Here is a 25336-nt window from a genome sequence, read left to right as displayed (position 1 = left end):
CTATGCCTAAAAAATTCCTGACGGCCCAATGGCGGAACCTGCTCATGGCCAATTTTGAAACAGACCCGGCGGTACTGCGCAGTTATGTTCCCTATGGCACAGAGTTAGACGAATGGAATGGTAAACATTATGTGAGCCTTGTGGGATTCCTGTTTAAGGATACCCGCGTAAGGGGGCTTTCCTTCCCTTTTCATAAAAACTTTGAAGAAGTGAACCTCCGTTTTTATGTGCGGTATAAACATGCAGAAGGCTGGCGGAGAGGTGTGGTGTTTGTAAAAGAACTTGTGCCTAAGAGGATGATCACCATGGTAGCTAATACCCTGTATGGCGAAAAATATGCCACCCTGCCCATGCGCCATACCTGGGAGGATTTTGACCAGCAACGTATGAAAGTGCGTTATGAATGGCAATCCGGCAGGCAATGGAACCATATTGAAGCAATAGCCGATAAAGCAGCAGCCTTTGTTTCTCCCGGCAGCAAAGAACATTTTATAACAGAGCATTACTGGGGATATACACAACTGAATGCACAGCAAACATCTGAATACCAGGTAACGCATCCCAGCTGGCGGATACATCCTGTACATGAATTTTCCTTCCACTGTGATACGGAAGTCATTTATGGCAGGCACTTTACAGATAGTTTATCCCAGGCACCGGCATCTGTTTTCCTGGCAGAAGGATCAGGTATTGAAGTCATGAAAGGCAACGCATTGATATGATAACGATCAAACCATTTGAGCCCATATTTACAGAAGCATTGATCTCATTCATACTGGACATTCAGCAGAATGAGTTTAACCTGCCCATCAAAAGAGAAGATCAACGCGATCTGGCCAATATCCCCGTTGAATTCCAGCAAGGCAATAGTAATTTCTGGATAGCTGTGGACGGGGACCAACTGATCGGCACCATTGCCCTTACAGACCTCGGTTCCGGCAAAGGTGCCCTGCGCAAAATGTTTGTGCATAGGGATTACAGGGGTGCTGCACATGGCCTTGCAAAGAAGTTATTAGACACATTGATCAACTGGGCAAAAGAAAAACACTTTTCCGATCTCTATCTCGGAACAGCGGAGAAACTGCATGCCGCACATCGTTTCTATGAAAAGAACGGATTTGAGCTGGTAGCAAGAAATGAAGTACCGGATGGAAAATACATCATGCCTGTTGATACAAAATTTTATCATTTATGCGTATCCACTATTTCCAACACGTAACATTTGAAGGCCTTGGTTATATCGCAGATTGGGCAAAAGCAAAAGGCCATACCGTTACAGTAACCAAATGGTACGAAGCTCCCATACCACCTGCGCTGGAAGATCTTGATATGCTGATCGTAATGGGTGGCCCTATGGGTGTTTATGAAGAAGATCTTCATCCCTGGTTAAGTACTGAAAAAGAATTTATCCGCCGGGCCATTGCAGCAGGCAAACCTGTACTGGGCATCTGCCTTGGCTCGCAACTGATAGCTGCAGCACTGGGGGCACGCGTATATCCCAACAAGCAAAAGGAAATTGGCTGGTTCCCGGTTCAGTTCCATGATGGGATAGCACCCTCTCCTACCACCGTATTCCATTGGCACGGCGATACATTTGATCTGCCGGAGAATGCCATACATCTGGCAGAAACTTCTGCCTGTAAAAACCAGGCTTACCGTATTGGAGATCGTGTGGTAGGATTACAGTTCCATTTTGAAATAACGCCTGAAGCACTGGAAGGAATGATCACTCACTGCGGACATGAACTGGTGCCAGATACTTACGTGCAAACAGCCGCAGAGATACGCGGCAATGCACATTATGCACAAAACACAAATGTCCTGATCAGCCAACTGCTGAACGGGTTGGAAAAATTGGCTTAAATTAGAGGAATGCATAAGTTATTGATCATCGGAGGAGGCCCTATAGGACTGGCTTGCGCGTTAGCTGCGAAAAAAGAAGGAATTGATTACCTGATCATTGAAAAAGGATGCCTGGTGAACTCGCTGTACCGGTACCCCATCAATATGACCTTCTTCTCTACCAGCGAAAGACTGGAAATTGGCGGTATTCCGTTTGTATCCAATAATGCAAAACCTACCCGGCCGGAATCCCTGGAGTATTACAGAAGAGTAGCTTCTTCACAGGACCTGAACATCCGCCTATTTGAAAAAGTGGAAACCATTCAGCCTGCCAATGGCGGTTACGAAGTGATCACTTCCAAACAAACCTATCATGCAGCCAATATCATTATAGCTACCGGCTTCTACGATATCCCCAACCTGCTGAACATTCCCGGAGAAGATCTGCCCAAAGTAACACATTACTATAAAGACCCGCATTACTATGCTACACAAAAAGTAGTGGTAGTGGGCGCAAACAATTCTTCTGTAGATGCAGCCCTTGAGACTTACCGTAAAGGAGCAGAAGTTACAATGGTGATCCGCGAAGATGGTATTGGCAAACGGGTAAAATATTGGGTAAAACCTGATATGGAGAACAGGATCAGTGAAGGCAGCATTAAAGCATATTACCATTCTAAGTTAACAGCCATCCGGGAAACGGAAGTAGATATCCAGACCCCGGAAGGATTGATCACTATCCCCAATGATTTTGTGATCGCAGCCACAGGTTATCAGCCAGACTTTAGTTTCCTTGAAAAAGCAAAGATCCGTTTATCCGATGATGCCATCAGGGAACCCTACTATAATCCTGATACCATGGAAACAAACCTGCCCGGCGTATACCTGGCGGGAGTGGTTTGTGGCGGCATGAACACGCATGTATGGTTTATTGAGAATTCAAGGGAGCATGCGGATAAGATCATCCGGCATATTGTTACTAAATAATATTCACTTCCCTTTCCAGTACCACACCGAATTTCTCTTTCACACTTTCAATCACCTTCCAGGACAGCTCTACCAGCTCCTCTCCTGAAGCATGGCCGTAATTCACCAATACCAGTGCCTGTTTGGCATGCACCCCTGCATCGCCATCCCGGTAACCCTTCCAGCCGGATTGCTCTATCAGCCAGCCTGCTGCCAGTTTATACTGGTCATGGGGTAAAGGATATGCTACAATAGCAGGAAAGGCTTCTTTCAGTGCTTCATATTTCTCTTTACTTATTTCCGGGTTCTTAAAGAAACTACCGGCATTACCAATTTCAGCGGGGTTGGGTAGTTTGGAAGAACGGATTTGGATCACCGCATCACTGATGGCGCGAATGGATAGTTCCTTCACGCCCATCCTTTCCATTTCCTGTTCTATAGCACCGTAGCTGGTATTAAAATGCGGGATTTTATTTAAACGATAGGTTACCTGCAGGATAACGAACTGATCTTTGTATTTACGTTTGAACACGCTCTCCCGGTAACCGAATTCGCAGGCTTCTTTACTGAACTTTACCAATTGCTGGTCCTTCACATGCCAGGCATCCAGCTCATAAAAAACGTCTTTTATCTCTACGCCATATGCCCCGATGTTCTGCATAGGACTGGCACCTACATTACCGGGTATTAAAGAAAGGTTTTCCAGCCCGGCCAGGTTCTTATCTATGCAATACATCACGAACTGATGCCAGTTCTCTCCTGCCCCTGCCTGCACATATACATGCTCCTCATCTTCCTTGAGGATATGGATCCCTTTGATCTCATTCTTCAGTACCAACCCTTCATAATCCTTTGTGAGCAATATATTACTACCACCACCCAGGATCATCTTTGGTACGCCCTCCCATTTCGGATCTTCCAGGATAGCCTGCAATACTGCAGGAGAATCAAAAGAGGCGAAATAACGGGCCGTTGCATCAATGCCGAAAGTATTATATGGCCGGAGTGAAACATTTTCTAAAACGCTCATAGAAATCCTATCTTTAATAACGGAACAAATATAGTTAACTATAAAATGCCAAAAACAGCTATTGTGATCGGGGGATCCGGTCTTATCGGGAATTTACTGATCCGGGCTTTATTGCAGGATGAAGCCTATTCTTCTGTGAGAGCCCTGGTACGCAAACCCTTAGCCATCCAACACCCTAAGCTCACCAACCTGGTATTAAGGTTTGATGATGAAAACGCGCTTCAAATAGCCCTCACCGGGGATGTTGTGTTCTGCTGTGTAGGCACTACCATCAAAAAAGCCGGTAGCCAGGCTGCATTCCGGGCTGTGGACAGGGACCTGCCCCTTAAATGTGCGGCCGTGGCCCATAAAAATGGCGTTAGGCATTTTCAGCTGGTATCTGCCGTTGGCGCCAAAGCATCTTCTTCCAATTTCTACCTGCGTACAAAAGGAGAAACAGAAAATGGTCTGCGGGAAATTGGTTTTGAAAGCCTGTATTTCCTTCGTCCTTCTTTCTTATTGGGCGACCGTGCCGAAGTGCGCATTGGAGAACAGATAGCCGGATTGTTTGCCCCACTGATGAGGATCTTCCCAAAGAAATATCGCCCGGTGAAAGCAGCAACGGTAGCCGGCAAGATGATCGGGCTGGATAAGGATCCTCAGCCGGGCGTACATGTGATTGAAGGATTTGACGATTGAGGTTACACACAGCTTGCATGCCGGAATTGATTACACGCAATCCACATCAGGAATAATCACCACAGAGCGGAACTGTTTTTCTATCAGCAGCTGAGAGAAGAATTCTTTCACCTTGTTCTTGATCTGCGCGATCTTCTTACTATCACGCGGTAATTTGATCAGCATCTCCTGCAAATAAAATCCACGCACACGGCTCACCAAAGGGGCCGCCGGCCCAACCAGCTGATATCCCAGGAAACTCCTTAACCAATTCCCTAAGATCAAAGCCGCCTGTTCCGTGGTCTGTTGTTTTTTATGTTTGATGGTTACTTTCAGCAAACGGGAAAATGGCGGATAACCGAATTGCTCCCGCTCTGCTATTTCCGTATCAAACATCGCTTTATAATCATGTGCCGTTACATACTGTAACACAGGATGTTTGGTGTTATTGGCCTGGATGATCACCTTTCCCAAACCATCTTTTCTACCGGAACGGCCGCTCACCTGCTCCATCAACTGGAAGGCCCGCTCGTTCACCCTGAAATCAGGGAAGCTCAATAAACTATCTGCACTGATGATACCCACCAGGTTCACATTCTCAAAATCCAATCCCTTCACCACCATCTGCGTACCCACAAGTATATCGATCTCTCTTTGTTCCAGTGATTGGATCATCTTATTATGGCTATCCTTATTACGGATAGCATCCATATCCATCCTGGCAATACGTGCTTCAGGGAACAATTGCTGAAGGTCCTCTTCAATCTTTTCCGTACCGAAGTTCTTGGGTACTAAAGTCTGGCTGCCACATGCAGCACAGGTATATACATAAGGATATCTTGTACCGCAATAATGGCAATGGAGGTTATCCTGGTGTTTGTGGTACGTGAGCGATACATCACATTGTTTACAGTTCGGTATCCAGCCACAGGTAGTACATAGGAGGAAAGGCGCATAACCCCTTCTGTTCTGGAAGAGGATCACCTGTTTGCCATCCTGTAAAGCCTGTGTGATACTATGTCGTAATACAGAAGTGAAATTGCCGATCACTTCTTTCAAAGCAGTTTCCTGTTTGAGGTCTACGATCTCTATTACCGGCATGGCAATACCGCCAAAACGTTCATTCAATTCTACCAACCCATACTTGCCCTGTTTTGCATTGAAGTAAGATTCAATAGCCGGGGTTGCAGAACCTAATAATACTTTTGCTTTAAAAAGACTGGCATAATAAATAGCTGCATCCCTTGCATGGTAGCGTGGAGCAGGCTCCTGCTGTTTGAAAGAAGGATCGTGCTCTTCATCCAGGATGATAAGCCCCAGGTCGCGGAAAGGCAGTAACAGGCTGGACCTCGCACCTAATACGATGCGGATCTCACCACTCTTCACTTTATTCCAGATCTCTACTCTTTCGTTATTTGAAAACCGGGAATGGTAAATACCTATCTGTCCGCCGAAATGTTTTTTCAATCGCCGGATGATCTGTGCCGTGAGCGCAATTTCCGGCAGCAGGTACAATACCTGTTTGCCGGTAGCCAGGCTTTCCTCCATCAGTTTCACATAGATCTGGGTTTTACCGCTGGAAGTAACACCATGCAACAGCGTTACCTGTTTCTCTGCAAAACATTCCTTCACTTTGCCTAATGCCACTTCCTGTGCGGGGCTTAGATCAAAGTCCAGCTGGGCTTCTATCTTCCCCATAGGCACACGGTCCACCGTACGTTTCTCTACCTGCAGGATCTGTTTTTCTACCAGACCTTTCAGCTGTGCAGCGGAAGCACCCGATTTTTTCAACAGCTCACCCTGGATCACTTCGCCCTGTGTTTTTAACAGGTGGAGGTAAGCCAGTAATAATTCCATCTGTTTAGGTGCCCGCGCCAGTTCATCGAACAGTGGGGCCATCTGCTCATCACTTTCGTAAAGCGGGTTGAGCAGTATATAATTTTCCTTCTTTTCTTTATAGACTTCTTTTAACTCTTCATACACCAGGCATACTTTCTTCTCGATCAGTTTTTTGATCACGGAGTATACATCTGATTTATCCAGGATCAGTTGCACCTCCCCGATGCGCAGTTCTTTGCGGATATTCAATGCTTCCGCTACCAGGTATTCATGATCATCCAGCATGGTAAAATCATCCCCGAATGCATCATTGATCAGCAATACTGTTTCACTGGAAAGTTTCAGGTGAGCAGGTAATGCAGCATTGAGTACATCCCCTTCGTTACACATGTAATACTGCGCGATCCACTCCCAGAAGGCCAGCTGCGTAGGATAGACCACCGGATCTTTATCCAGCAGGTCCATCAGCGGTTTGGTCTTATAAGCTGAAGGCGCCTGTTCATGAATGGATTTAACGATGCCTGTATATTTCTTTGCTTTACCCAGTTGCACGGCAACACGGCTCCCTACCTGGATGGAACTTTCCATCTCCGGGGGCACGGCATACGTGTAATTCCTCGGCAAAGCCAGGGGTAATATGACATCTACATATTTCATATGGCCTGATAGGACGGGTAGTGGCGGTACTTACGCAATTCTTCTTCCATCATCTGCCTTACCTGTTTTTTCAGATGTGGCACATCTTCCATGGTTAACCCAGCCACGGGAACAAGCGGCAAAAATACAACACGGCAGACACCCGGGTTGAGGGACATGAACTGGATCTTGGCCAGCCGTGCATGATTATCAACGTATAATACCGGGCGGATAGGGGTCTGCGTTTCAATGGCAATCCTGAAAGCCCCGCTATGAAAAGGAAGTAAAGGCTGCTCCGTTTCGTTGGTAGTACCTTCCGGAAAGATCAGTAAGGATACGCGGTGTTGCAGCATGTACATCATATCCTTCATGCTTTGCGCTCTTCCCTTCGCTGTTTTTCTATCCACCGGTACCACTGATCTGCTGTAGATCAATCCGAATAAGGGGATCTTTGAAAGCTCACTTTTACCCAACGGGCGAAATGCCAGTGGCATCACTTTTACTGCCAGGGCAGCATCCAGGTAAGAGGAGTGGTTAGCGAGATAAATGCAGGGATCGTTTGTTTTGGGAGATTTCCATTTTTTGGTGACCCAGATACCTACGGCAGGGAACCAGACATGCGCCCAGAAACGGAGGAAATAAAATACGATATTCCCTCCCCTCACTTTTCCCAGGAAAGATACCAGGACGATGGGTGGTAGGATCAGGAACATAATGCCCAGCCAAACGATAAGGGCATAAAGGCTATAGAGAGCCTGCAAACATTTCAATAGCACACGCATAAAACCGGAAAGATACAGAATAATAGGTTCAGGCGAAAGCGTTTTGGCATTCATATTAAATATTACATATATCTGCATAGCTGAAATGCCTTGAATGTCGTACCTTTGCCCTCCTTATGACAGCGGTAAAATCAGTAGCATTTCATACACTCGGCTGTAAGCTGAACTTTTCCGAGACCTCTACTATCAGCAGGTTATTGGAGAAGGATGGTTTTGAAAAGAGGGATTTTGAGGAAACGGCAGATGTGTACGTGATCAATACCTGCTCTGTAACGGATAATGCAGACAAAGAATGCCGCATGTTAGTGCGACGCATTCAACGCCGTGCCCCGGAGAGCTTTGTAGTGATCACAGGATGTTATGCACAACTGAAACCCAAAGAAATAGCCGAAATTCCAGGGGTAGACCTGGTTTTAGGCGCCGCCGAGAAGTTCAATATCGTGGAACACATCCGCGAACTCTCCAAAGGAGACAGCGCTAAGATTTGCTCCTGCGACATTGAAGACGTTCATACCTTTCATGCTTCTTATTCTCTGAACGACCGTACCCGTACTTTCCTGAAAGTACAGGACGGCTGTGATTACAACTGCTCCTTCTGTACCATTCCCATGGCCCGCGGGATCAGCAGAAGCGATAGTGTGGCCAATGTGATCGGGCATGCACAAACCCTTGCCGCTACGGGTGTTAAAGAAATAGTGCTCACAGGCGTGAACCTGGGGGATTTCGGGAAAGGATTTGAGGGTGGTAAGAAACGGGAAGAATCATTTTATGAGCTGATCCAGGCCCTGGATAATGTAGAAGGTATAGAACGGTACCGGATCTCCTCTATCGAACCGAACCTGCTCAACAACGATATTATAGAATTTGTGTCCGCCAGTAAAAAGTTCATGCCACATTTCCATATTCCCCTTCAGAGTGGTAGTAACGACATCCTGGCAGCTATGCGTCGCCGCTATCGCAGGGAATTATATGCAGAAAAAGTGGCCTGTATCAAACAGTTCATGCCGCATTGCAGTATTGGAGTGGATGTGATCGTGGGTTTCCCTTCTGAAAGTGAGGCTCATTTCAAAGAAACCTATGATTTCCTGCATGAGCTGGATGTATCCTACCTGCATGTTTTCACTTATTCCGAAAGGCCTAATACACATGCCCTGGGTATCAAACCTATTGTGCCTGTTCAACTGCGGAATGAACGGAATAAAGCATTGAGGAACCTGAGCCACAAGAAACAGCAGTATTTTAATGAACAGCATATCGGGCAAACCAGGAAAGTGTTGTTTGAGCAGCATGGAAAGGATGGGATCATGGAAGGTTTTACGGATAACTATATCAAAGTGACCACACCTTTCCGGAACGAATGGAAGAACAAGATCGTGGATTGGGAGCTGAGATAGGGGGATTTTTAAAAATATATTTGGCAGAATAAAAATAGTTTTTACCTTTGCAATCCCGTCAAATGAAAAAGCGTTAGACGATCAACAGAAAGGGAGTTTAGCTCAGTTGGTTCAGAGCATCTGCCTTACAAGCAGAGGGTCGGCGGTTCGACCCCGTCAACTCCCACAAAAGGTCTTCGTTTACGAAGGCCTTTTTTTATGCCCATACCTATATATTTAATAAATCACATATTTGTGCGGTAAACCGAAAACCACCTACGAACTACCTGTCACCTCTTCAATTCAGCGTGCTTAGATATAGCTTCATACCCGGGCTGCTGATGTTATTACTACCATTGTGCTGAGTGGCTCCCTGCTACGGAATATTATGGTTTCCCCGTTCTTTAACGATCGATCTCCATAATGGCTTTTTATACTGTCTGCCTTTTTTAAATCTGATTCCCCTTTTGATCTACAGCCTTAAAAAAAACGTTCACACCACTGTTTCTGAAAATGCGCTGGCATATGTACTGAGAGGTGATTCAAAATTGACGAACTGGATCATTGTAATGGGCTTTATTATGTCTGTCTACGGATTATACCAGGGATACAATTATGCAGGCATTTGCTATATGATATTATATCTGCTGCTGGAAATATTCCATCCTCCTTTATTTGAAGAAGATGCATCAGCAGTTCCTGCCAGTGCATATTCAGAAGGCTGACAAAAAAATTCCGCTTAAATTTTTTTAAAATAAAAAACTCTATATATTTGCACCCTCTTAAAGAGGGAATGGGAGTTTAGCTCAGTTGGTTCAGAGCATCTGCCTTACAAGCAGAGGGTCGGCGGTTCGACCCCGTCAACTCCCACAAAAGGTCTTCGTTTTACGAAGGCCTTTTTTTTTATGCCCTTAATCCTTGCTTTATCCTTGCTTTAAAGTAGCTTAAACCCGCACCAAATCACAACATGAAGCAAGGATAAAGCAAGAATTAAGCTACCATGGCCCATCCACAAAAATCAAAAAAGGGCCGTTCCGGTAAAGAAACAGCCCTTTTTTTATTACTTCATTTCCACTTCCCAGGTATCGGTCCGGAAGGGAGCCAAGGGAAGCCCCTCTTTACCAAACACATTCCCGACCGCCGTATTACGGAAACCAAAACGTACCGCAACAGGTACCTTTACCTCTTTGCTGGAAACGATCAATGTATTATTCTTAATAGTAACTTCTGCAGGATAAAATACCTGGTCTTCTCCTGCGATCACAAACTCCGTGGCTGTTTTACCTTTTATTACAAGACCTTTCTCTGCATTATCCAAAGTAACGATCGCTTTATTTCCTTTTACGGTCAGCCCTTTGAAAGAGGGACTTTTATAAGCGATACCATCTTTATGATAAGTATCCGCCAGTGCCAGATTCGCCAAACGTAATCCTACATCTTTTTTGTTGGTAGGGTGTACATCATTGGTATCTGCAACGAGGTCCGTGATCACCACCATACCGGTATGAGGATGATGATCAGCTACCTGTGCCTGTGCTTCCCGAAGTATGGCACCACTGTTCTTAATACCATATTTATAGGGCGCAACCTGCACTAAGTAGAAAGGAAATTCTTTCTTCCATGCATTACGCCAGCTATCTATCATTACAGGGAGCAGTTTGGCATAGGTTTTTGCCTGGCCGGTGTTATTCTCGCCCTGGTACCAGATAGTACCTGCAATATCAAAATTTGTGATGGGAGCGATCATACCGTTGTATGCATAACCCGGTATATATGGACGGCCTCCCGGAATGGATATCTTTGACGCAGCCTGTTTTAATACAGGATCAGCATAAATGATACTATCAGGCGTCCATACCTCCGCTGCTGTTCCTCCCCAGCTTGCATCCACTAAACCGATGGGCACATTCAGATTTTTATGCAGGTTCTTGCCAAAGTAATAACCTACAGCACTAAACGATTTGATCGTATTGCTGTCGCAGATGGTCCATTCTCCTTCACAATTATCCTGTGGGTGCAAAGAAGTGGTTTTAGGGATGTCGAAAAAACGGATATTCGGATTGAAGGCAACCGGCGCTTCTTCTTTGATGTCCTTCAAACTACCTAAACGCATTTCCATATTGCTTTGCCCTGAGCATACCCACACCTCTCCTATCAGGATATTGTTCAGTACGATGGTGTTCTTTCCTTTCAGCGTAATGGTAAAAGGGCCTCCTGCTGCAGGTGTTTCAACAAGTACTTCCCAGCGGGCATTATTTGTGGCAACAGCTTCGTAGGCTTTATTATTCCATGAAGTGGTAATGGAGATCTTTTCATTAGGGTCAGCTGCTCCCCAGAACTTTACTTTGCTTTGCTGCTGTAACACCATGTTGCTGCTGATAATGCTGGGCAACCGGACATTACTGAATGAAGAAAGGGCAGCACACAAAAGTGCCATCGTAAGTACTCTGCGCATAACGGTCATTTAAAGTTTGGCAATACGTAATTGTAGATATCATATTTCAGCTCACTCCAGGCACTTCCGTTTGGAAATGGGTGGCCGGGATATAACTCCTGGTTTCCGGGAACAAATTTAATCTTTATACGTATTGCTGGTTTGCCTTTTGTCAAGTTAGCGGGAATCAGGAATTCATCGTCCCGGAAACGGCGGTTGGAGGTCTCCACTTTGTATTTCCTGGGGGAGAGCTCTCCTTCAGGACGGGAGATCATATAAGTATTGGCACCGGCCAGGTACCAGTTGCCGGCTTTCTGCCAGTTTTTCCCGTCTGTTGAAACAAATACTTCGGCGTTCTGGTTTGGATAGCTATAATCCAGTGTCCGGCGTAAAAGTACTCCCTTGTTATCTTTGCGGAGTTTAACCGTGAATTCAGAAGTGCCCGTAGTATGGCGGCCATCCTGTTCCTGGGCCGGATAAATTTCCTTGCCGATCAGATCTTTATATTCGTCCCTCTTTCGCAGATCATATCCCCATGTTTGAGCAGGATACACATCCGGCCCCCATTCATATTTTGAGCGGATGGTTTCAACTTCGGAAGCTTGTGGGGAATTGTAGGCATGCCGTTGTTCATCTTCCGGTTTACCGATATCGATAGAATCCGTCTTTACTAAGGAAGATGCAGGGAGGCCATACCAGTACGATACCGCTTCGTAGTGTTCCTGCGATACGTTTTCATTATGTTCAAAACGGATCACAGCCCTGTTCCCGAAAGGCATCAGGTCTGCCACTAAGAAACGGTATGCGGATTGAATGAGGTCTTTATCGTTAACGGCTGTTTTCTTTTCTGTTGCGCCGCAGGGATGGCCTGCCAATGGAAGGGTCATATTCTCCCCGCCCCAGTAATCACCACCACCGGCCCATTCTTCCGTACCTGTTCCATATGCCTGTGGCGACTGGCTGTTATCAAAGAAGAAACGTGGATCACCTTCTAATGTATGCAGGTTGGCATTATGAGAAAAGATGAAGGAAGTACCAAGAAAACTACCCGTCCATTCTTCCTGTCCTTCTTCCCCTTTGGTGTCCAGCCAGGTCATGTCCTGCCCGAATTCAGGCTTTGGGAAATCACGGTAGGTAGCATGAAAATAACTGCTTTGGTGGGCAGGTGTTTTGAAACGTTCATAACGGATCTCATAATCGATGGCAGCGTCTCCTGGTGTGATACCTGTCAATTCAAACTTTGCCGATCTAAAGAATGGCATGGGGTAGTAACAGGCCAGTTCCACTTTATTATTAGGATAATCGTAGCGGATATTAATGGGCAGGCCTTTTACCAGGTATTCCTTGCGCTCCCTGTTAAAGAAAGTACCGGCACCAAAGAAAAGACAGATCGGCGCATCGATAGATGGATAGGCTGCATTATCCCAGGTTACCCGTATGCGGATACGTTCCAGTGCTTCTGCTTTATCCAGCGGCAGTCTCAATTTCAAGGCCCTGATGGAAGAAGAGGATGTGATGTTAGCCAGTACCACCTGCTCCTTGTTGAGCTTTATAGTGCCTTCCAGTTTTTTGATATCCTTTGGTGCAATGTCTGTGCCTGCGCGGTTCACAAAGTCTACTACATCTTTATCGGGTGTTTTATGAAGGTTCCAGGAAGGAAGGCCCGTTGGATTTGCGTACAGATGATAGATGTAGTACCCTGTTCCATAGAATGTACGGGAATAGGCAATCCGCAGGGAATCCCTGAAAGGCATCGGCGTCCAGATTAGGTTGGCGCCTTTGGTTGTTCCCCAGGTCCAGGCCAGGGGTTCCGGGAAAGTGCTTGTGGGAATAAAAACCGTGTTCTTGTATTTCTTCACCGCATCAACAGGGTCAGCGGTAGCTGTTTCAGATACGATGTTATCTTTTCCATCTACCACAAAATGCCATGGACTGCCATGCCAGTGGTTGGTACGAAAGAAATACAATACGCCGTTTCCTTTTACATCCAGTGTTACATTCTCATCTTCTTTATTCATGAAGAGGAAATTGGAGGCATCATAGGAACCGCCTGTACGGGAATAAGTACTACGCATATATGCCCGTACACCTATCCGTTGTTGTGGTAATTGTTCCCATAAACGGAAGGCATCATAGCCTATAGGTATTTTTTGTGCATTTGAATAAACAGGTATGCAACATACCAGGATCAATAAATAGCGCATACTTTTCTTTATTTTATTTGGCTGATTTCCAACGTAAGGGAGCAAGGTAAAGTCCCTTCTTGTCCCATCCTGTATTTGAAATAAACCAGCCGTCCTTTTTATCGTATATTATTTCAGCGGCATGCACGGGTAAAGTACATACAAGGTTTTCTATTGGAAAGTTCTCCGGGTCTTTAGACCAATATACGGCGGTAAGATTGTATTCCGTCATGGCTTTACAAATGAACAGGTAAAATAAACCGTCCTTCTGTATCACAAAGGGGCTTTCCGCATCTCCTCCCCAGTAAACTTCATAAGGTTGTACATGGGCTATCTGCGGGCCGCTCCAATGAAAGAGATCGGGACCGGTCCTTACAGCAACGGCGGAACGAAGGTCTGTTTCGCTGTATGTTCTTGTATAGTAGTAATAATACTTTCCCTTGTAGTGCATGATATAGGAGTCCCTTGCATGCCCCGGATCACTGAAGAGCGGATTACGTTTATGCCGCTCCCATGTGTACAGGTCTTTACTGGCAGCCATACATAATTGCCCCCAGGAAGCATAATCCGGCGCATTCTTCTGCATATTGCCTACGTTGTAGAACATATAATACGTACCCTTTTCATGCATCACATAAGGCGCCCATAGCACCCTTTCCACACCTGGTTTTGCCGTTAATGCATACCCGTGATCTTCCCATTTTCCCTGTTTGATGGATTTCGCAGAGATATGGAAAAGCCGTGTTTCTTTCCAGGGTGCAACAGGCAAATGGTGAATGATGCCATAGGCATGCCATGTACCGTCTTCTCCCTTAATAAAAGTATGGTCATTTGTATACCAGGAACTATCTCCTTCTTTACGCAGATCATTCGGGTTGAAGATGTGAACAAAGGGTCCGCTTATTTCCGGGATAAGTTGTGCGAATGAAGGAATGCAGTTCAGCAGTAAGAGTATGATCAGTGGGAATTTCATTTGCTGTAACGTTTTACCCGTAATGCTGCCTGTTCTTTGTGTGCTGCAAACCCTTCCAGCTCACATAAACGCATAGCGTATTTACCGATCATGGCACTTGCTTCAGGTGTGCATCGTTGATAAGTGCAATTCTTGAGGAATTTACCAACCCATAATCCGCCGGTATACCGTGCAGCTTTCATGGTAGGCAGGGTATGATTCGTACCGATCACTTTATCACCGTAGGCCACATTGGTTTCAGGGCCGAGGAACAAGGCACCGTAATTGGTCATGTTATCCAGGAAGTACTGTGGGTCGCGGGTCAATACTTCAACATGTTCATATGCCAGTGCATCAGCTTCTTGAACGGCTTCTTCAAGGGAATCTACCAATATGATAGAACCATACTCTTCCCATGCAACACCTGCAATATCGGCAGTAGACAGCTGTTTCAGCTGCCTTTCTATTTCCACTAAAGTTTCCTGTGCAAGTTTTTCCGAAGTAGTGATCAGTGCTGCCGGAGATGTTGGGCCATGTTCAGCCTGGCCTAACAGATCACAGGCAATCATTTCAGCATCGGCAGTTTCATCTGCGATCACCAGCACTTCCGTAGGTCCGGCAAAGAGATCGATCCCTACCCTTCCAAACAATTGCCTTTTAGCTTCTGCCACATATGCATTACCAGGCCCTACCAGCATATCCACCGCTTTAATGGAATCTGTACCGATGGCCATGGCACACAATGCCTGTACACCTCCCAGGATATAGATCTCATCTGCTCCTGCAAAATGCATGGCGCATACAGTGGCTTCGGGTATCCTCCCATTGATGGGTGGTGTACAGGCGATCACCCTTTTTACACCAGCTACTTTTGCCGTGAGGATACTCATGTGCGCAGAAGCTACCATGGGGTATCTCCCACCCGGAATATAACAGCCTACACTATTCACCGGGATGTTCTTATGCCCCAGGAAAACACCCGGTAAGGTTTCTACTTCAATATCAGCAATAGAAGCCAGCTGTTTTTCTGCAAAAAACCTGATCTGCTGTTGTGCAAACAAGATATCCTGTATCACCTGTTCCGGCGTACGCTGCACTATTTCCTTTATCTGGTCTTTCGTTAGCCGGAATGCATCCGGAGGCCAGCTATCAAACGATGCGGCATATTTTCTAACAGCAAGGTCCCCGTTCTCCTCAATATCCTTAATGATCTTTCCTACTGTTTTTCTCACGCCTGAATCTGCGTTCTTAAGATCAGATTCACTTTTCCCTTTTTTCAAAAACCTGGTCATTCGTATGATTTAATTGTTTTCACTCTGATTCGCCCGAAGGCTTTGTTAATTTCTGGGATACATCAACGGGTTCACCAAAATCCGGCGTGCCATCACTCTTCCATGTGAACCGTTGGATCCTTGGGCTCCGTGTACCGCCACAGCCCTGTCCGCTTTGTACATTGGCGTGGTAAATGATCCAATCCTCTTTATCGTCCCTGGATTTAAAGAACCCATTATGGCCGGGACCAAATACATTATTATTAATGCTCTTTGTAAATACGGGTACCGGGCTTTTTGTCCAGTCTGCCGCATTTAAAGGATCGCCGTTCTCTTTCAGCCTCAACATACCCAGTCCGTAATCATCCGTTGCGCAATTACTTCCGGAGTACACCACAAAAACATTCCCGGCGGGGTTCTTTAATACTTCCGGCCCTTCATTCACGGCAGAACCTTTCTTTTCCCAATCATACTGTGGAAAGGAAAGTTGTACGCGGGAAGATTTAAGTGTCCAGGGATTTTCCATCTCTGCTATATAGATCCGCTGGCTGATGTCTGTGCCTGAGATCTGTCCGCTCCAGATGAAATAAAGTTTGTCCTTGTATTCGAGTATGGTACCGTCGATAGCAAAATAATCACCTAATGGGTCAGCCAGTTTCCCTTTATCCGTCCAGCTGCCTGTAGTGGGGTCGGGGTTGGGGTTCTCTAATACAAAACACCGCTGTGTGGCCAGGTTGGTAGTAGCGCCGGCAGTATAATACAGGTACCATTTCCCTTGCAGGAAATGTAACTCCGGTGCCCAGATATTCTTTGTATTGTTACCGGAAGCGGGTGGCGTCCATACTGTTTTAACAGGCGCTTTACCCAGTTCGGAGATAGCCCGTGTTTTCCAGATGGCAATACTATTTACCATGGTATGCATATAGTAGAAGCTGCCATCCTTTTTATATACCCATGGATCAGGGCCGCTGCCGAGCAGTGGATTATAAAAGGTGGTTACCTTATCCGGCGGCGGATAATCTGTTGCTTTCTTCGTTTCTGAACAAGAAAGCATAAGGGCCATCAGGCTAACTATATAACTTCTTCTGAATACTAATTTCCCCATAATGTTGGATTATTACCTTTACTTTTTCTCCATTCGTTACGCCATCTGTGTATCTCCGATGGCCCGATCATGGGCTGTGGTTTTCTTGCTGCCGCATCCGGGATGGCAGGAACTGGTGAAGCTTTATCCTGGTACCAGTAAGCAACGCTGGCCAGGTCAAGTGTGAGCACATTCATGCTGCCATGTTCTATTGTAAATCTGAACAGGGAATCAAAATAGATCGGATCAGCAATATTAAAGCGGTACAGATGTGTTCTGCCGAGGAAACCGATATCGTTATTCACGCGGGCATAACCGAAATAAGGTGTGGCATAGGGTGCTTGGGGGGCTCCCCATGATGTATTGAAGTAATCCTCTGTTCCTGTGCCATTTAAAACATTATCATCAACAAAGATCATATCATCCCCTTCTCCATACCAGTAGGGTGTGGGAGAATGAACGTAATAATTCACTCCCACAAAATGCCCCTTACCTTTTATATCCGCGATCAGATAATTATCCTTTCCGGTTTTATTGGGCTTTCCCGGGCCAAACATCCAATGTTCGTTTTCAACACTATCTACAGGACCGGTAAGCTGCTTATTATACCAGGCATGGAACCTGCCGGCATGTAGTGGCAGTTGTTTCATTTCCACATAATCAACATAGAAATAAAGCGTGTTGATCTCCCTGCCGGATTGGTTTTCGATCTCTATCCTGCCTCCCTTCTCAAAAGGCATGGCAAAATAACTGACCAGTCCCATACCATCCGTTGGCGTTGCTGCCAATGGCGCAGAAGTAAACAGGTAAGATTCATTCCATCCCTGTCCGAAAAAAGGGCCGATAGGTGATTCAACGGAAGGATAAGCCTGCCCATCCCAGTACATGCGGATGATGATGTCATTCCGGCTCAGTATAGCAGGCTCCGGCCCCATGGTGATCCAGATATGCTGGATGATACCTGTGCCTTTTACATCAAAGATCACGCGCTTCTCCCCATGTTTTATATGCTGTAAATTATCATGGTTATCGCCAGACCTGTCGTAACTGCTGATGCGTTTCGACTTCACCTGTTGTTTGATGATGCTCAGCTCCGTCATCTCCTGTGCGTAAAGAGATGAACTGCTGCATATCATGATGAGGAGGAATGTCCATTTCATAAGTCTGCGTTATTCGTTGCCCCATAACTGAGGATCATTGCCTTTACTCTTTCTCCACTCGTTCCGCCATTTGTGGAAATCCCCGGTACCGATGAAAGGTTTAGGCCTCCTGGTTTCCTTATCAGGAATAGGCGGAACAGGCGATGCTTCACTTTGATACCAGTACGCTACACTGGCAAGATCGAGCGTCAGCACATTATTATGGCCATGTTCTATTGTGAACTTAAATGACTTATTGAAGAATAAGGGATCTGTAACATGGAAGCGGTACAGATGTGTTCTGCCCAGCCATCCCATATCATTGTTTACCCTTGCATAACCGTAATAAGGATGAGAGAAAACATTTTTTGGGCAGAAGGCGGTGTTGAAGTAATCTTCTGTTCCTGTACCATGAAGCGTGGGTTTCTCAGATCCATCGATATAGATCATATCATCTCCTTCTCCATACCACATAGGTGTGGGTGAATGCACATAATAGTTCACGCCTACGAAATGCCCTTTCCCTTTGATATCCGCAAAAACATAATTATCCTTACCGGTAGTATTGTTTCCGTATTTACCTAAAATAGCCCATTCGTTTTCCCCTTCTTCTTTGGAGGCGCCCATCAGCTGTTTGTTATACCAGCTGTGAAAACGGCCCATACCGGGAGGGAGCTTATCCATGCTTACATAATCTACATAAAAGTAAAAAGCGTCTATAGGGCGGCCGGATTGGTTCTCTATTTCAATCCTTGCACCTTTACCAAAAGGCATATTAAAGTAACTCACCAATCCTTTTCCATGATCAGGACTGGCAGATAGTGGTAAAGCATTGAATTCATATGCTTCATTCCAGCCCTGGCCAAAGAAGGGACCGATAGGTGATACCACAGAGGGATACTCTTTTCCATCCCAATACATCCTGATAATAATATCGTTGCGGTTCATGGCTCCGGGATGAGGGGCCATGGTGATCCAGATATGATTGATGATCCCTGCGCCGCTTTCGTCAAAGATCACTTTCTTCTCCCCATCTGCGATCTTGAGAAAATCATCGTTACCACCACTCCTATCATAGCTGCTTACACGCTTTGATGTAACGCCCTGCTGGATCTGTGCTAATGAGGAAAGATCATTCTGTGGTGTTTGTGCGAATGCATGCGTAGTCAGAATACCAAGCAGGCATACGATCATTCTTATTTTCATGCTTTTACTTTTTCATCATTGATTCGATAACCGCTTTGCCGGGCCCACCGATGGCAGAATTTTTTGTAACGTCCCAGAAGCTTTGCTGTTGTTGGATCTGCACCTGCGTGGTAACGATCCAGCTTTGGATCCATCCGGTTAATGTACACCAGGTACCCCAGCCGGCATCAGAGTTGGAGGCCCAGTAATCCCAGCGGCCATAATCAAAACCCCTGAACCAGGCGCCATCAAGGTCCTTATGTACCTGGCTGCTTACCTGTACCCTTGTCAGGAAATCTGAGAGTTTATCAACTACGTCTTTATACTTTCCGGTTGCGGTGTATGCTTCGTTCAGGCTGAACAGCGCAAAGTTGCAGGTGTACAACATGCAGGCAGCTTTTTCTCCGTTGCGGAAGATCAGCGATCCTTCATCTGTGCCATAATCTTCATTTTTGCTCAGTGATTTGAACATACCTTTTCCTTTGCCTAATTCTTCCCGGATAGCGCCGCTTTCATCCTGGTATTTTGTTATTTCATGTACCATTTTATCTAACCATTCCCTATGATCTCTGGTATCTTCCACTCTCACTAACCAGGCCAATGGCAGGATCATACGGGCACGCTGGGTTTGCATACTGCTTCCCCATTTCCATTTATCGGGATAGGATTCCATGGTGATCCTGATGGCTTCTTTAGTTTTTGTCAGCAATGGTGCATAATTGGTTTTATTGTACAGCCATAGATAACAGGCCCACATCCAGGACTCAAAATGGGGAGAAGGAAATATGATATCCCTGTTCTCGTAATGCTGCCAGCCGTTCTTGATGATATCTCCCTCTTCCAGCCGTTCTCCCCTGAAACCATATTTTCCCGTTGTTCTGAAATTACCCATGATCGCTTCGGCCAGCTCTTTATCCCACTTGTTGGTATGCAGGTATCCGGCAGCGCCTATCATGCCCAGTATTGCGCGCGCATTATCATCTCCGTAAAAAGTGCCTGCATTGGTAGTAGCCCAGCCAATGAGTCCATAGGCTGCACTGGTCGGATCATTCTTTGCACCGGCGCGCATGTTGGAGGTTTTAAAGAGATAATCTATGAGGTTCGCAGATTTTTCTTTGTATGTTTTGTTGTTTAAAAAACTTCCTGCTGCAGCAAGTGCCATACTTACTTCTCCCTGCACATCCGCACGCATCCAGTAACGGTACTGCTGTGTTCCATCGTAATAAATAGTAGAGGTATGCCCTTCCAGTATACCCAGGCTACCATCTCCATTAGGTTTACTTTGACTTACCATTGGGCCTACAGGTGTTAATCCGTTGGAGCCATATTTGAGCCAGTCCTGCTTCCAGCTGGGATGAATAAAGAAGCGTCCGTTATCAAACCAGGCCACGCCTTTTTTGATGCTGTTAGCTCTTGCTGTTGCAGGCAGTTTATCATTCCGCCCAAACATGGGATGTACATCTTCTTTCCAGGCATCCAGGTTATTAACCCCCATGCGGGAAAGGATATAACTCCATACCGTTTTGATGGAGCCTTCGGGGCCATACCGTCCTGTTTCAAAATTGCTGAGCCCGGTCATACAAACCAATGCATTGCCCTGTTCAAAAAGCAAGGGGTAGGATTTGGTGTCTGCAAGCCCATATTCTGCTTTATCAAATCCCACCACCTTTGCCAGTACGATCAATGGGTCTTTTACTTCAACAGGTAATACATGGCAGTTATGAATACCCAGCAAACTCATCTGCGGTAATTGTGCCCCAAAAATATCGGCCGTAACAACACCACGTTCCAGATGGGTTTCCAGTGGTTTGGCAGGAATGCTCAAGTCCGGAAATGCCGTAGGATATTCGATGTATAGCTTTAGAGATTTTTTACCCGCTTCATCAAGCAACTGCTGGCTGATCTTATTCAGCGGGTCCATTGCAGGGTATCTGGCAGCAATGATAAATACGCCTGCTCCTTTGGGTGCAGCTTTTACTGCAGCTTCCGGTGTATTGTATTGTTTAATGGAAAATCCTTCCCGCTTCAGCAGCTGGTACAGATCATTTTGCAGGCTGCCATAACAATAGATGTCTTTAGCACTTGCCGCCAACCCTGTAAGCAGGAGGATACAGATCCATGAAATCTTTTTCATCTTTCTTGATTAAATAATTCTTTTAGCAACCTGAGTGCTTCTTTTGTGATCAATGCATCTGTTCCTTTTTCGAGGAACGACCATTTACCAGGCCCGGCTTCATAACCACCCTCGCGGGATGCCTGTAATGTGGGAATATACCCTATCGTATTTTCAGCATAGGCAGCTACGATAGTATGTTTAAAAGGAGATTCTTTTTCGATTGCCAGCGCTGTTTCTACAAATGGTTCTCCGGGTATGAATACGATCGCTAATGGTCCGATGCTGATCACATTTAAGCGGGCCAGTGCATCTCTATCATTAGCCAGCTTCACTTCATTCCTTACCGGCATTTTTATTTCCTCATGTACGGATCTGAATCCGGATGATTCAACAAACAGCCTGCCCTGTTCCTGTACCAATTCTGCTAAGGCATTCCCATGACGTTGTGCAAATGCCGGCCCTTCGGAAACGGTGGGAGGATTGATATCTCCTGCCGCGCCGTTTAAGAATATTGGCATTCCGTTCTCTCCGTTTGCTTCCAGGGCTAAACACATTTCACCCGGGAATTCTGCAGAGATATGCGGCATACACATTTCATGTACAGGATGGCAAATAGCATGTACCAGTGTAGCGATCACATGGCCTGTTGCATCCTGGAAAATAACAGAACGTACACGCCTGTCTACCGGTTCCCTGTTCAATAGTGCAGGCGCGACAGGTTGTATGGAATCAGACATAATGATCCCCTCCGGCGTAGGTATACGGCGTTGCATGGAATACCCTTCCAGTTTAGAAGAAGCCATCGCTACGCTGCAGGGCTTTGTAGCAATGGCTGCCTGCAGGATGGCATTTTTAATGCCATCCTGTATGCGCGACAACCATTTTCTGTAGGCGGCATCCAGATACAGATCGGATAAAGCAACAGATTCCGGTGCATTATGCGTATGCGTACAAGTGATAATGATCTTTTCAATCGGAATAATATCAGACAAGGCCTTTTTGAAGTTATGCCATCCACCCACAGCCGTATCGTTAAGGGCCAGCAGATCAAGCGATACTAAAGCCAGTATATCCTCTCCCGATTTCAATACAAGGATGCGCGCTTTCAATGGCAGCCTCACTGATTGAAATGGTTCATAAAGACCCTTCACCGACGAAGTGAGTAAGCCTACTTCAAGTGGTGGCGTAATATCTACCTGGGCAGTGCCTGCTTGTAAATTATTCATTTCAGCTTTGCTTTTTGATCCAGTTCAGTGATTGCTGCCAGAAGGCATCATAGCTGTCCCACAATTCAAAATTGATCCCCCAGTGTGGTGCGGGGTCGGACATATAAGTGAGCACACGGCCTTTACCATAAGTTCCTACTACTACCAGCGGATGCCCGGTTTCTTTTACACGCACCAGTACTTCTCCTTCCGGTTTTTCCGTCACTTCGTTGTATCCGAAGATCGGTGGGAAAGTTTCCCATGAAAGTCCTTTTACCACAGGATGGTCTGGCACTAATACTTCGGCCGTGAAACCTGCGGAAGATTCTACAAGGTCTTCTGTGGCCATACACTGAACAGGCAATGCATTGGAGAAAGAACTCCTTCCCCAGCCTGATTTACCTAAAGCACCGCTGAAAGACAACCAGCCTCCCAGCATCATTAATCCGCCACCTTTTTCTATCCAGCTTTTTATAGAGGTAAGCCTGTCAGGGAAAGTAACCACCGTGTCCTTACGCAGCGCGCGATCAAAGAAGCTGGGGAACAGGTGAAAACATTTTGCTTCCACATCGCTGATGATGAGCCCTACAGAGGTTTCCAGGATCTCTTCCAGCCTGCCTGGCTGCATGCGATATAGTTCCCAGTTAGCCATGCTGGTTACATCCACTACCGGATCAATGGCTTTTACCAGTCTTCTGCCATAGAAATGCAGGTCCGCATCTTTTGTTTCAGTGCCAAAAGGTGTTTCAATAAATAATGGTCCTACGCTGAATACCCAATCTCCGAGGTAAAGTAAATGATCGCGTTGTTTCATGTTGCACTATTTTTATACGTTATTGTGTTATCAGCTGCACGGATGGCCAGGAAGGCGAGATATCTCTTTGCCAGTTGCCAGAAAACAATAAATGCGATCACGGATGCCGCTATTGTTAATGTGCCGGACAGGTATCTTGCAAACCAGACATGCGTGAGCCCGAGAATAAAAAATGAAACAGCTGCCGTGCCGATGATGGCAATGAAGATCCCCTGGAAAACGGGTTTAAATGAACCCTCTGTGCCAGGTTTATCAAGGTGTTTAAACGGCGTCCAGCAGCCTAATGGATGTGCTCTGAGGTAAAAGCTTTGCAACAGTTCCTCAGGATCGGGTTTGGTGAATAAGGCCACCACCACCCATAATACAGTAGTTAAGCCCATCACTAATAATGTTTGCCAATACCAGGCAATGATCAGGCTGTCTGCCCAGGGCACTCCGAAGTAGGCGAGTAATTTGGGTCCTACTACAACAAGACAAAAAACACCGGCTCCACCAAAAGATGCAGTAACCCGTGCTGGCCCATTGAACCGCCACCACCACCACTGTGCCCAGTTTGCCGGTAATTCCGCAGCACTGAGCGAGAGCATGAATATGGCCACATCCGTAATGATCAGCACATTGAATACCACTGCTACAGACAAAGCCAGGATAACCACCATGCCTATTTTGCCCATCAGCATATAATGCGATTCTTTTGCTTTAGGTACAAACCATCTGCGGTAGATATCACTCACCAATACCTGGCTGCCAAAGTTCAGGTTGTCTCCAACGGTAGACATGGTTGCGGCAAGCATCGCTGCCACCATTAATCCCATGGCACCGGTGGGTAATAAAAGTTTCATCAAACGCCCATATACCAATTCCCTGTCTGCGCCAACCTCACGCAATTCCGGCCAGATCACCGCTGCGCTTATACTTGGCAGTGTAACCAGCAAAAGCAATAAGAACATACTGATAGCTGCCACAACATACATGGTCAATGCTTCCGCGGGAGTACGCGTGGAGAGGATCCGTTGCCCCTCCATCGCGCCACCCATTGGAGCAGCGTCTCCACCATAACCGATACTTTGCCCTAAGAGCCAGCCGAAAGCTGCGGCCAATGGGAATATCGCATGGTCTTTAGGTGGTACCGAACCCAGGATTTCCTTACCAGTGGGCCCGAATTTATTGCCAATGGCTTCCACCATCGCAGCTGCTCCACCAAAATGATCAAGGGTGAGATAGGCCAGCATTAAAGTACCAGCCAGGAAAATGATCATCTGTATAAAGTTGGATATTACTACTCCTTTGTATCCGGAAGAAAAAACAAATAACAGGGATATAGGAACAACGAGATAAAGTGTTTGCAGTTTGGTAAGATCAAAGGCAGGGCCCATGATCTTATAAGCAGCCAGTAAGGTAATACCCGTCCAGGCCGGCATGGCTATCAGGGAAGTACGGATAGCGATCCATAACCGCATAGCAGCTGCTGCTTTCTTTGGAAAACGCAGGTCATAGAATTCCAGCGTGGTAAATAAATTCAACCTCCTCCAGAAAACCGCAAATAATACACCTCCAAGGAATAAAGCCAGTCCAAACCGGCTAAGGTACCACCAACAGATAAAACCTCCTGTTGCCACAGCCAATCCTCCGTAACCTGTAGCCGCGTCCGGGCTCACCAATGCCGAAGTGTAGGACACACCATTTAACCACCCGGGGATCTTACGGCCTCCCAGGAAAAAGTTATCCATGCTCCTGTTAGCAAAACGGCGGTGCCAGAACCCGATTCCGAGCATCAGCAGGATGTACGCAGCTACGATCAAAATGTCTAATTGATGCCAATTCATAT

The 25336-nt window shown here is 46.1% G+C and carries 21 protein-coding genes and 2 tRNA genes; 9 read left to right on the top strand and 14 right to left on the bottom strand.

The genetic code is table 11. From position 1 onward, the window contains the following. The first annotated feature begins 2 nt into the window (after positions 1 to 2). The 4 genes from BUR42_RS28350 to BUR42_RS28335 are packed head-to-tail and all read left to right on the top strand — an operon-like array spanning position 3 to position 2829. Positions 3 to 722, top strand: coding sequence for a YqjF family protein (locus BUR42_RS28350; RefSeq protein WP_074242893.1), 720 nt, complete (start codon positions 3 to 5; stop codon positions 720 to 722). Beyond that, on the top strand, positions 719 to 1219 hold the full coding sequence (locus tag BUR42_RS28345) for a GNAT family N-acetyltransferase (RefSeq protein WP_074242892.1): 501 nt from the start codon (positions 719 to 721) through the stop codon (positions 1217 to 1219). The genes BUR42_RS28350 and BUR42_RS28345 overlap by 4 nt, the downstream gene beginning before the upstream one ends. Then, a complete protein-coding gene (locus BUR42_RS28340; protein ID WP_074242891.1) occupies positions 1192 to 1863 on the top strand; it encodes a type 1 glutamine amidotransferase in 672 nt (223 codons plus the stop codon). The genes BUR42_RS28345 and BUR42_RS28340 overlap by 28 nt, the downstream gene beginning before the upstream one ends. Positions 1864 to 1872: 9 nt before the next feature. Beyond that, the gene (locus BUR42_RS28335) at positions 1873 to 2829 is read left to right on the top strand and encodes a YpdA family putative bacillithiol disulfide reductase (protein WP_074242890.1); all 957 of its coding nucleotides are present in this window, start codon (positions 1873 to 1875) and stop codon (positions 2827 to 2829) included. Here BUR42_RS28335 and murB read toward each other — a convergent pair. Further along, a complete protein-coding gene (gene murB / locus BUR42_RS28330; RefSeq protein ID WP_074242889.1) occupies positions 2822 to 3838 on the bottom strand; it encodes a UDP-N-acetylmuramate dehydrogenase in 1017 nt (338 codons plus the stop codon). The two genes, BUR42_RS28335 and murB, sit on opposite strands and share 8 nt — an antisense overlap. A gap of 45 nt (positions 3839 to 3883) precedes the next feature. On the opposite strand from murB, the gene BUR42_RS28325 reads away from it, so the two are divergent. Next, positions 3884 to 4516, top strand: a complete 633-nt coding sequence (locus tag BUR42_RS28325) for an NAD(P)H-binding protein (protein ID WP_074242888.1) — start codon at positions 3884 to 3886, stop codon at positions 4514 to 4516. 30 nt (positions 4517 to 4546) lie between these two features. On the opposite strand, the gene priA is transcribed toward BUR42_RS28325, so the two are convergent. Both priA and BUR42_RS28315 read right to left on the bottom strand, forming a co-directional pair. Further along, entirely contained in the window at positions 4547 to 6991 is a 2445-nt protein-coding gene (gene priA, locus BUR42_RS28320; RefSeq protein ID WP_074242887.1) for a replication restart helicase PriA, read from the bottom strand. Then, the gene (locus tag BUR42_RS28315; RefSeq protein ID WP_074243270.1) at positions 6988 to 7752 is read right to left on the bottom strand and encodes a lysophospholipid acyltransferase family protein; all 765 of its coding nucleotides are present in this window, start codon (positions 7750 to 7752) and stop codon (positions 6988 to 6990) included. The genes priA and BUR42_RS28315 overlap by 4 nt, the downstream gene beginning before the upstream one ends. Positions 7753 to 7868: 116 nt before the next feature. Here BUR42_RS28315 and mtaB point away from each other — a divergent pair, with 116 nt between their 5' ends. The 4 genes from mtaB (at position 7869) to BUR42_RS28295 (ending at position 9995) form a co-directional block, all read left to right on the top strand. Beyond that, complete coding sequence (gene mtaB, locus BUR42_RS28310; RefSeq protein WP_074242886.1) at positions 7869 to 9146, top strand: tRNA (N(6)-L-threonylcarbamoyladenosine(37)-C(2))-methylthiotransferase MtaB; 1278 nt, start codon at positions 7869 to 7871, stop codon at positions 9144 to 9146. Positions 9147 to 9237: 91 nt separating this feature from the next. Further along, positions 9238 to 9312 (top strand) — tRNA-Val (locus tag BUR42_RS28305). Between the two features lie 280 nt (positions 9313 to 9592). Further along, on the top strand, positions 9593 to 9850 hold the full coding sequence (locus tag BUR42_RS28300; protein ID WP_074242885.1) for a hypothetical protein: 258 nt from the start codon (positions 9593 to 9595) through the stop codon (positions 9848 to 9850). A 70-nt stretch (positions 9851 to 9920) separates the two neighbouring features. Then, positions 9921 to 9995 (top strand) — tRNA-Val (locus tag BUR42_RS28295). 190 nt (positions 9996 to 10185) lie between these two features. Here BUR42_RS28295 and BUR42_RS28290 read toward each other — a convergent pair. The 11 genes from BUR42_RS28290 to BUR42_RS28240 are packed head-to-tail and all read right to left on the bottom strand — an operon-like array spanning position 10186 to position 25334. Beyond that, complete coding sequence (locus BUR42_RS28290) at positions 10186 to 11580, bottom strand: sialate O-acetylesterase (protein ID WP_084185911.1); 1395 nt, start codon at positions 11578 to 11580, stop codon at positions 10186 to 10188. Positions 11581 to 11585: 5 nt separating this feature from the next. Beyond that, entirely contained in the window at positions 11586 to 13763 is a 2178-nt protein-coding gene (locus BUR42_RS28285) for a DUF2961 domain-containing protein (RefSeq protein ID WP_074242883.1), read from the bottom strand. 13 nt (positions 13764 to 13776) lie between these two features. Continuing rightward, a complete protein-coding gene (locus tag BUR42_RS28280) occupies positions 13777 to 14715 on the bottom strand; it encodes a family 43 glycosylhydrolase (RefSeq protein ID WP_074242882.1) in 939 nt (312 codons plus the stop codon). Next, the gene (gene hisD / locus BUR42_RS28275; protein ID WP_074242881.1) at positions 14712 to 15986 is read right to left on the bottom strand and encodes a histidinol dehydrogenase; all 1275 of its coding nucleotides are present in this window, start codon (positions 15984 to 15986) and stop codon (positions 14712 to 14714) included. The genes BUR42_RS28280 and hisD overlap by 4 nt, the downstream gene beginning before the upstream one ends. 19 nt (positions 15987 to 16005) lie before the next feature. Further along, positions 16006 to 17070, bottom strand: a complete 1065-nt coding sequence (locus BUR42_RS28270; RefSeq protein ID WP_074242880.1) for a glycoside hydrolase family 43 protein — start codon at positions 17068 to 17070, stop codon at positions 16006 to 16008. Next, positions 17058 to 18209: a glycoside hydrolase family 172 protein gene (locus tag BUR42_RS28265; RefSeq protein ID WP_074242879.1), complete on the bottom strand. Its 1152-nt coding sequence runs from the start codon at positions 18207 to 18209 to the stop codon at positions 17058 to 17060. Before BUR42_RS28265 ends, BUR42_RS28270 begins: the two co-directional genes overlap by 13 nt. Positions 18210 to 18218: 9 nt before the next feature. After that, positions 18219 to 19394: a glycoside hydrolase family 172 protein gene (locus BUR42_RS28260; RefSeq protein ID WP_074242878.1), complete on the bottom strand. Its 1176-nt coding sequence runs from the start codon at positions 19392 to 19394 to the stop codon at positions 18219 to 18221. Positions 19395 to 19398: 4 nt separating this feature from the next. Then, positions 19399 to 21507, bottom strand: a complete 2109-nt coding sequence (locus BUR42_RS28255; RefSeq protein ID WP_074242877.1) for a hypothetical protein — start codon at positions 21505 to 21507, stop codon at positions 19399 to 19401. Then, on the bottom strand, positions 21504 to 22715 hold the full coding sequence (locus BUR42_RS28250; protein ID WP_143197620.1) for a hypothetical protein: 1212 nt from the start codon (positions 22713 to 22715) through the stop codon (positions 21504 to 21506). Before BUR42_RS28250 ends, BUR42_RS28255 begins: the two co-directional genes overlap by 4 nt. A 1-nt stretch (position 22716) precedes the next feature. Continuing rightward, a complete protein-coding gene (locus BUR42_RS28245; protein WP_074242875.1) occupies positions 22717 to 23508 on the bottom strand; it encodes a glutamine amidotransferase in 792 nt (263 codons plus the stop codon). Beyond that, positions 23505 to 25334, bottom strand: coding sequence for a sodium:solute symporter family transporter (locus tag BUR42_RS28240; protein WP_074242874.1), 1830 nt, complete (start codon positions 25332 to 25334; stop codon positions 23505 to 23507). Before BUR42_RS28240 ends, BUR42_RS28245 begins: the two co-directional genes overlap by 4 nt. Positions 25335 to 25336: the final 2 nt, after the last annotated feature.

This window comes from Chitinophaga niabensis (assembly GCF_900129465.1).
Classification (GTDB): Bacteria; Bacteroidota; Bacteroidia; order Chitinophagales; family Chitinophagaceae; genus Chitinophaga; species Chitinophaga niabensis.
Note: the sequence above shows the minus strand (reverse complement) of the source record. Positions and strands in the feature narration are given on the sequence as shown.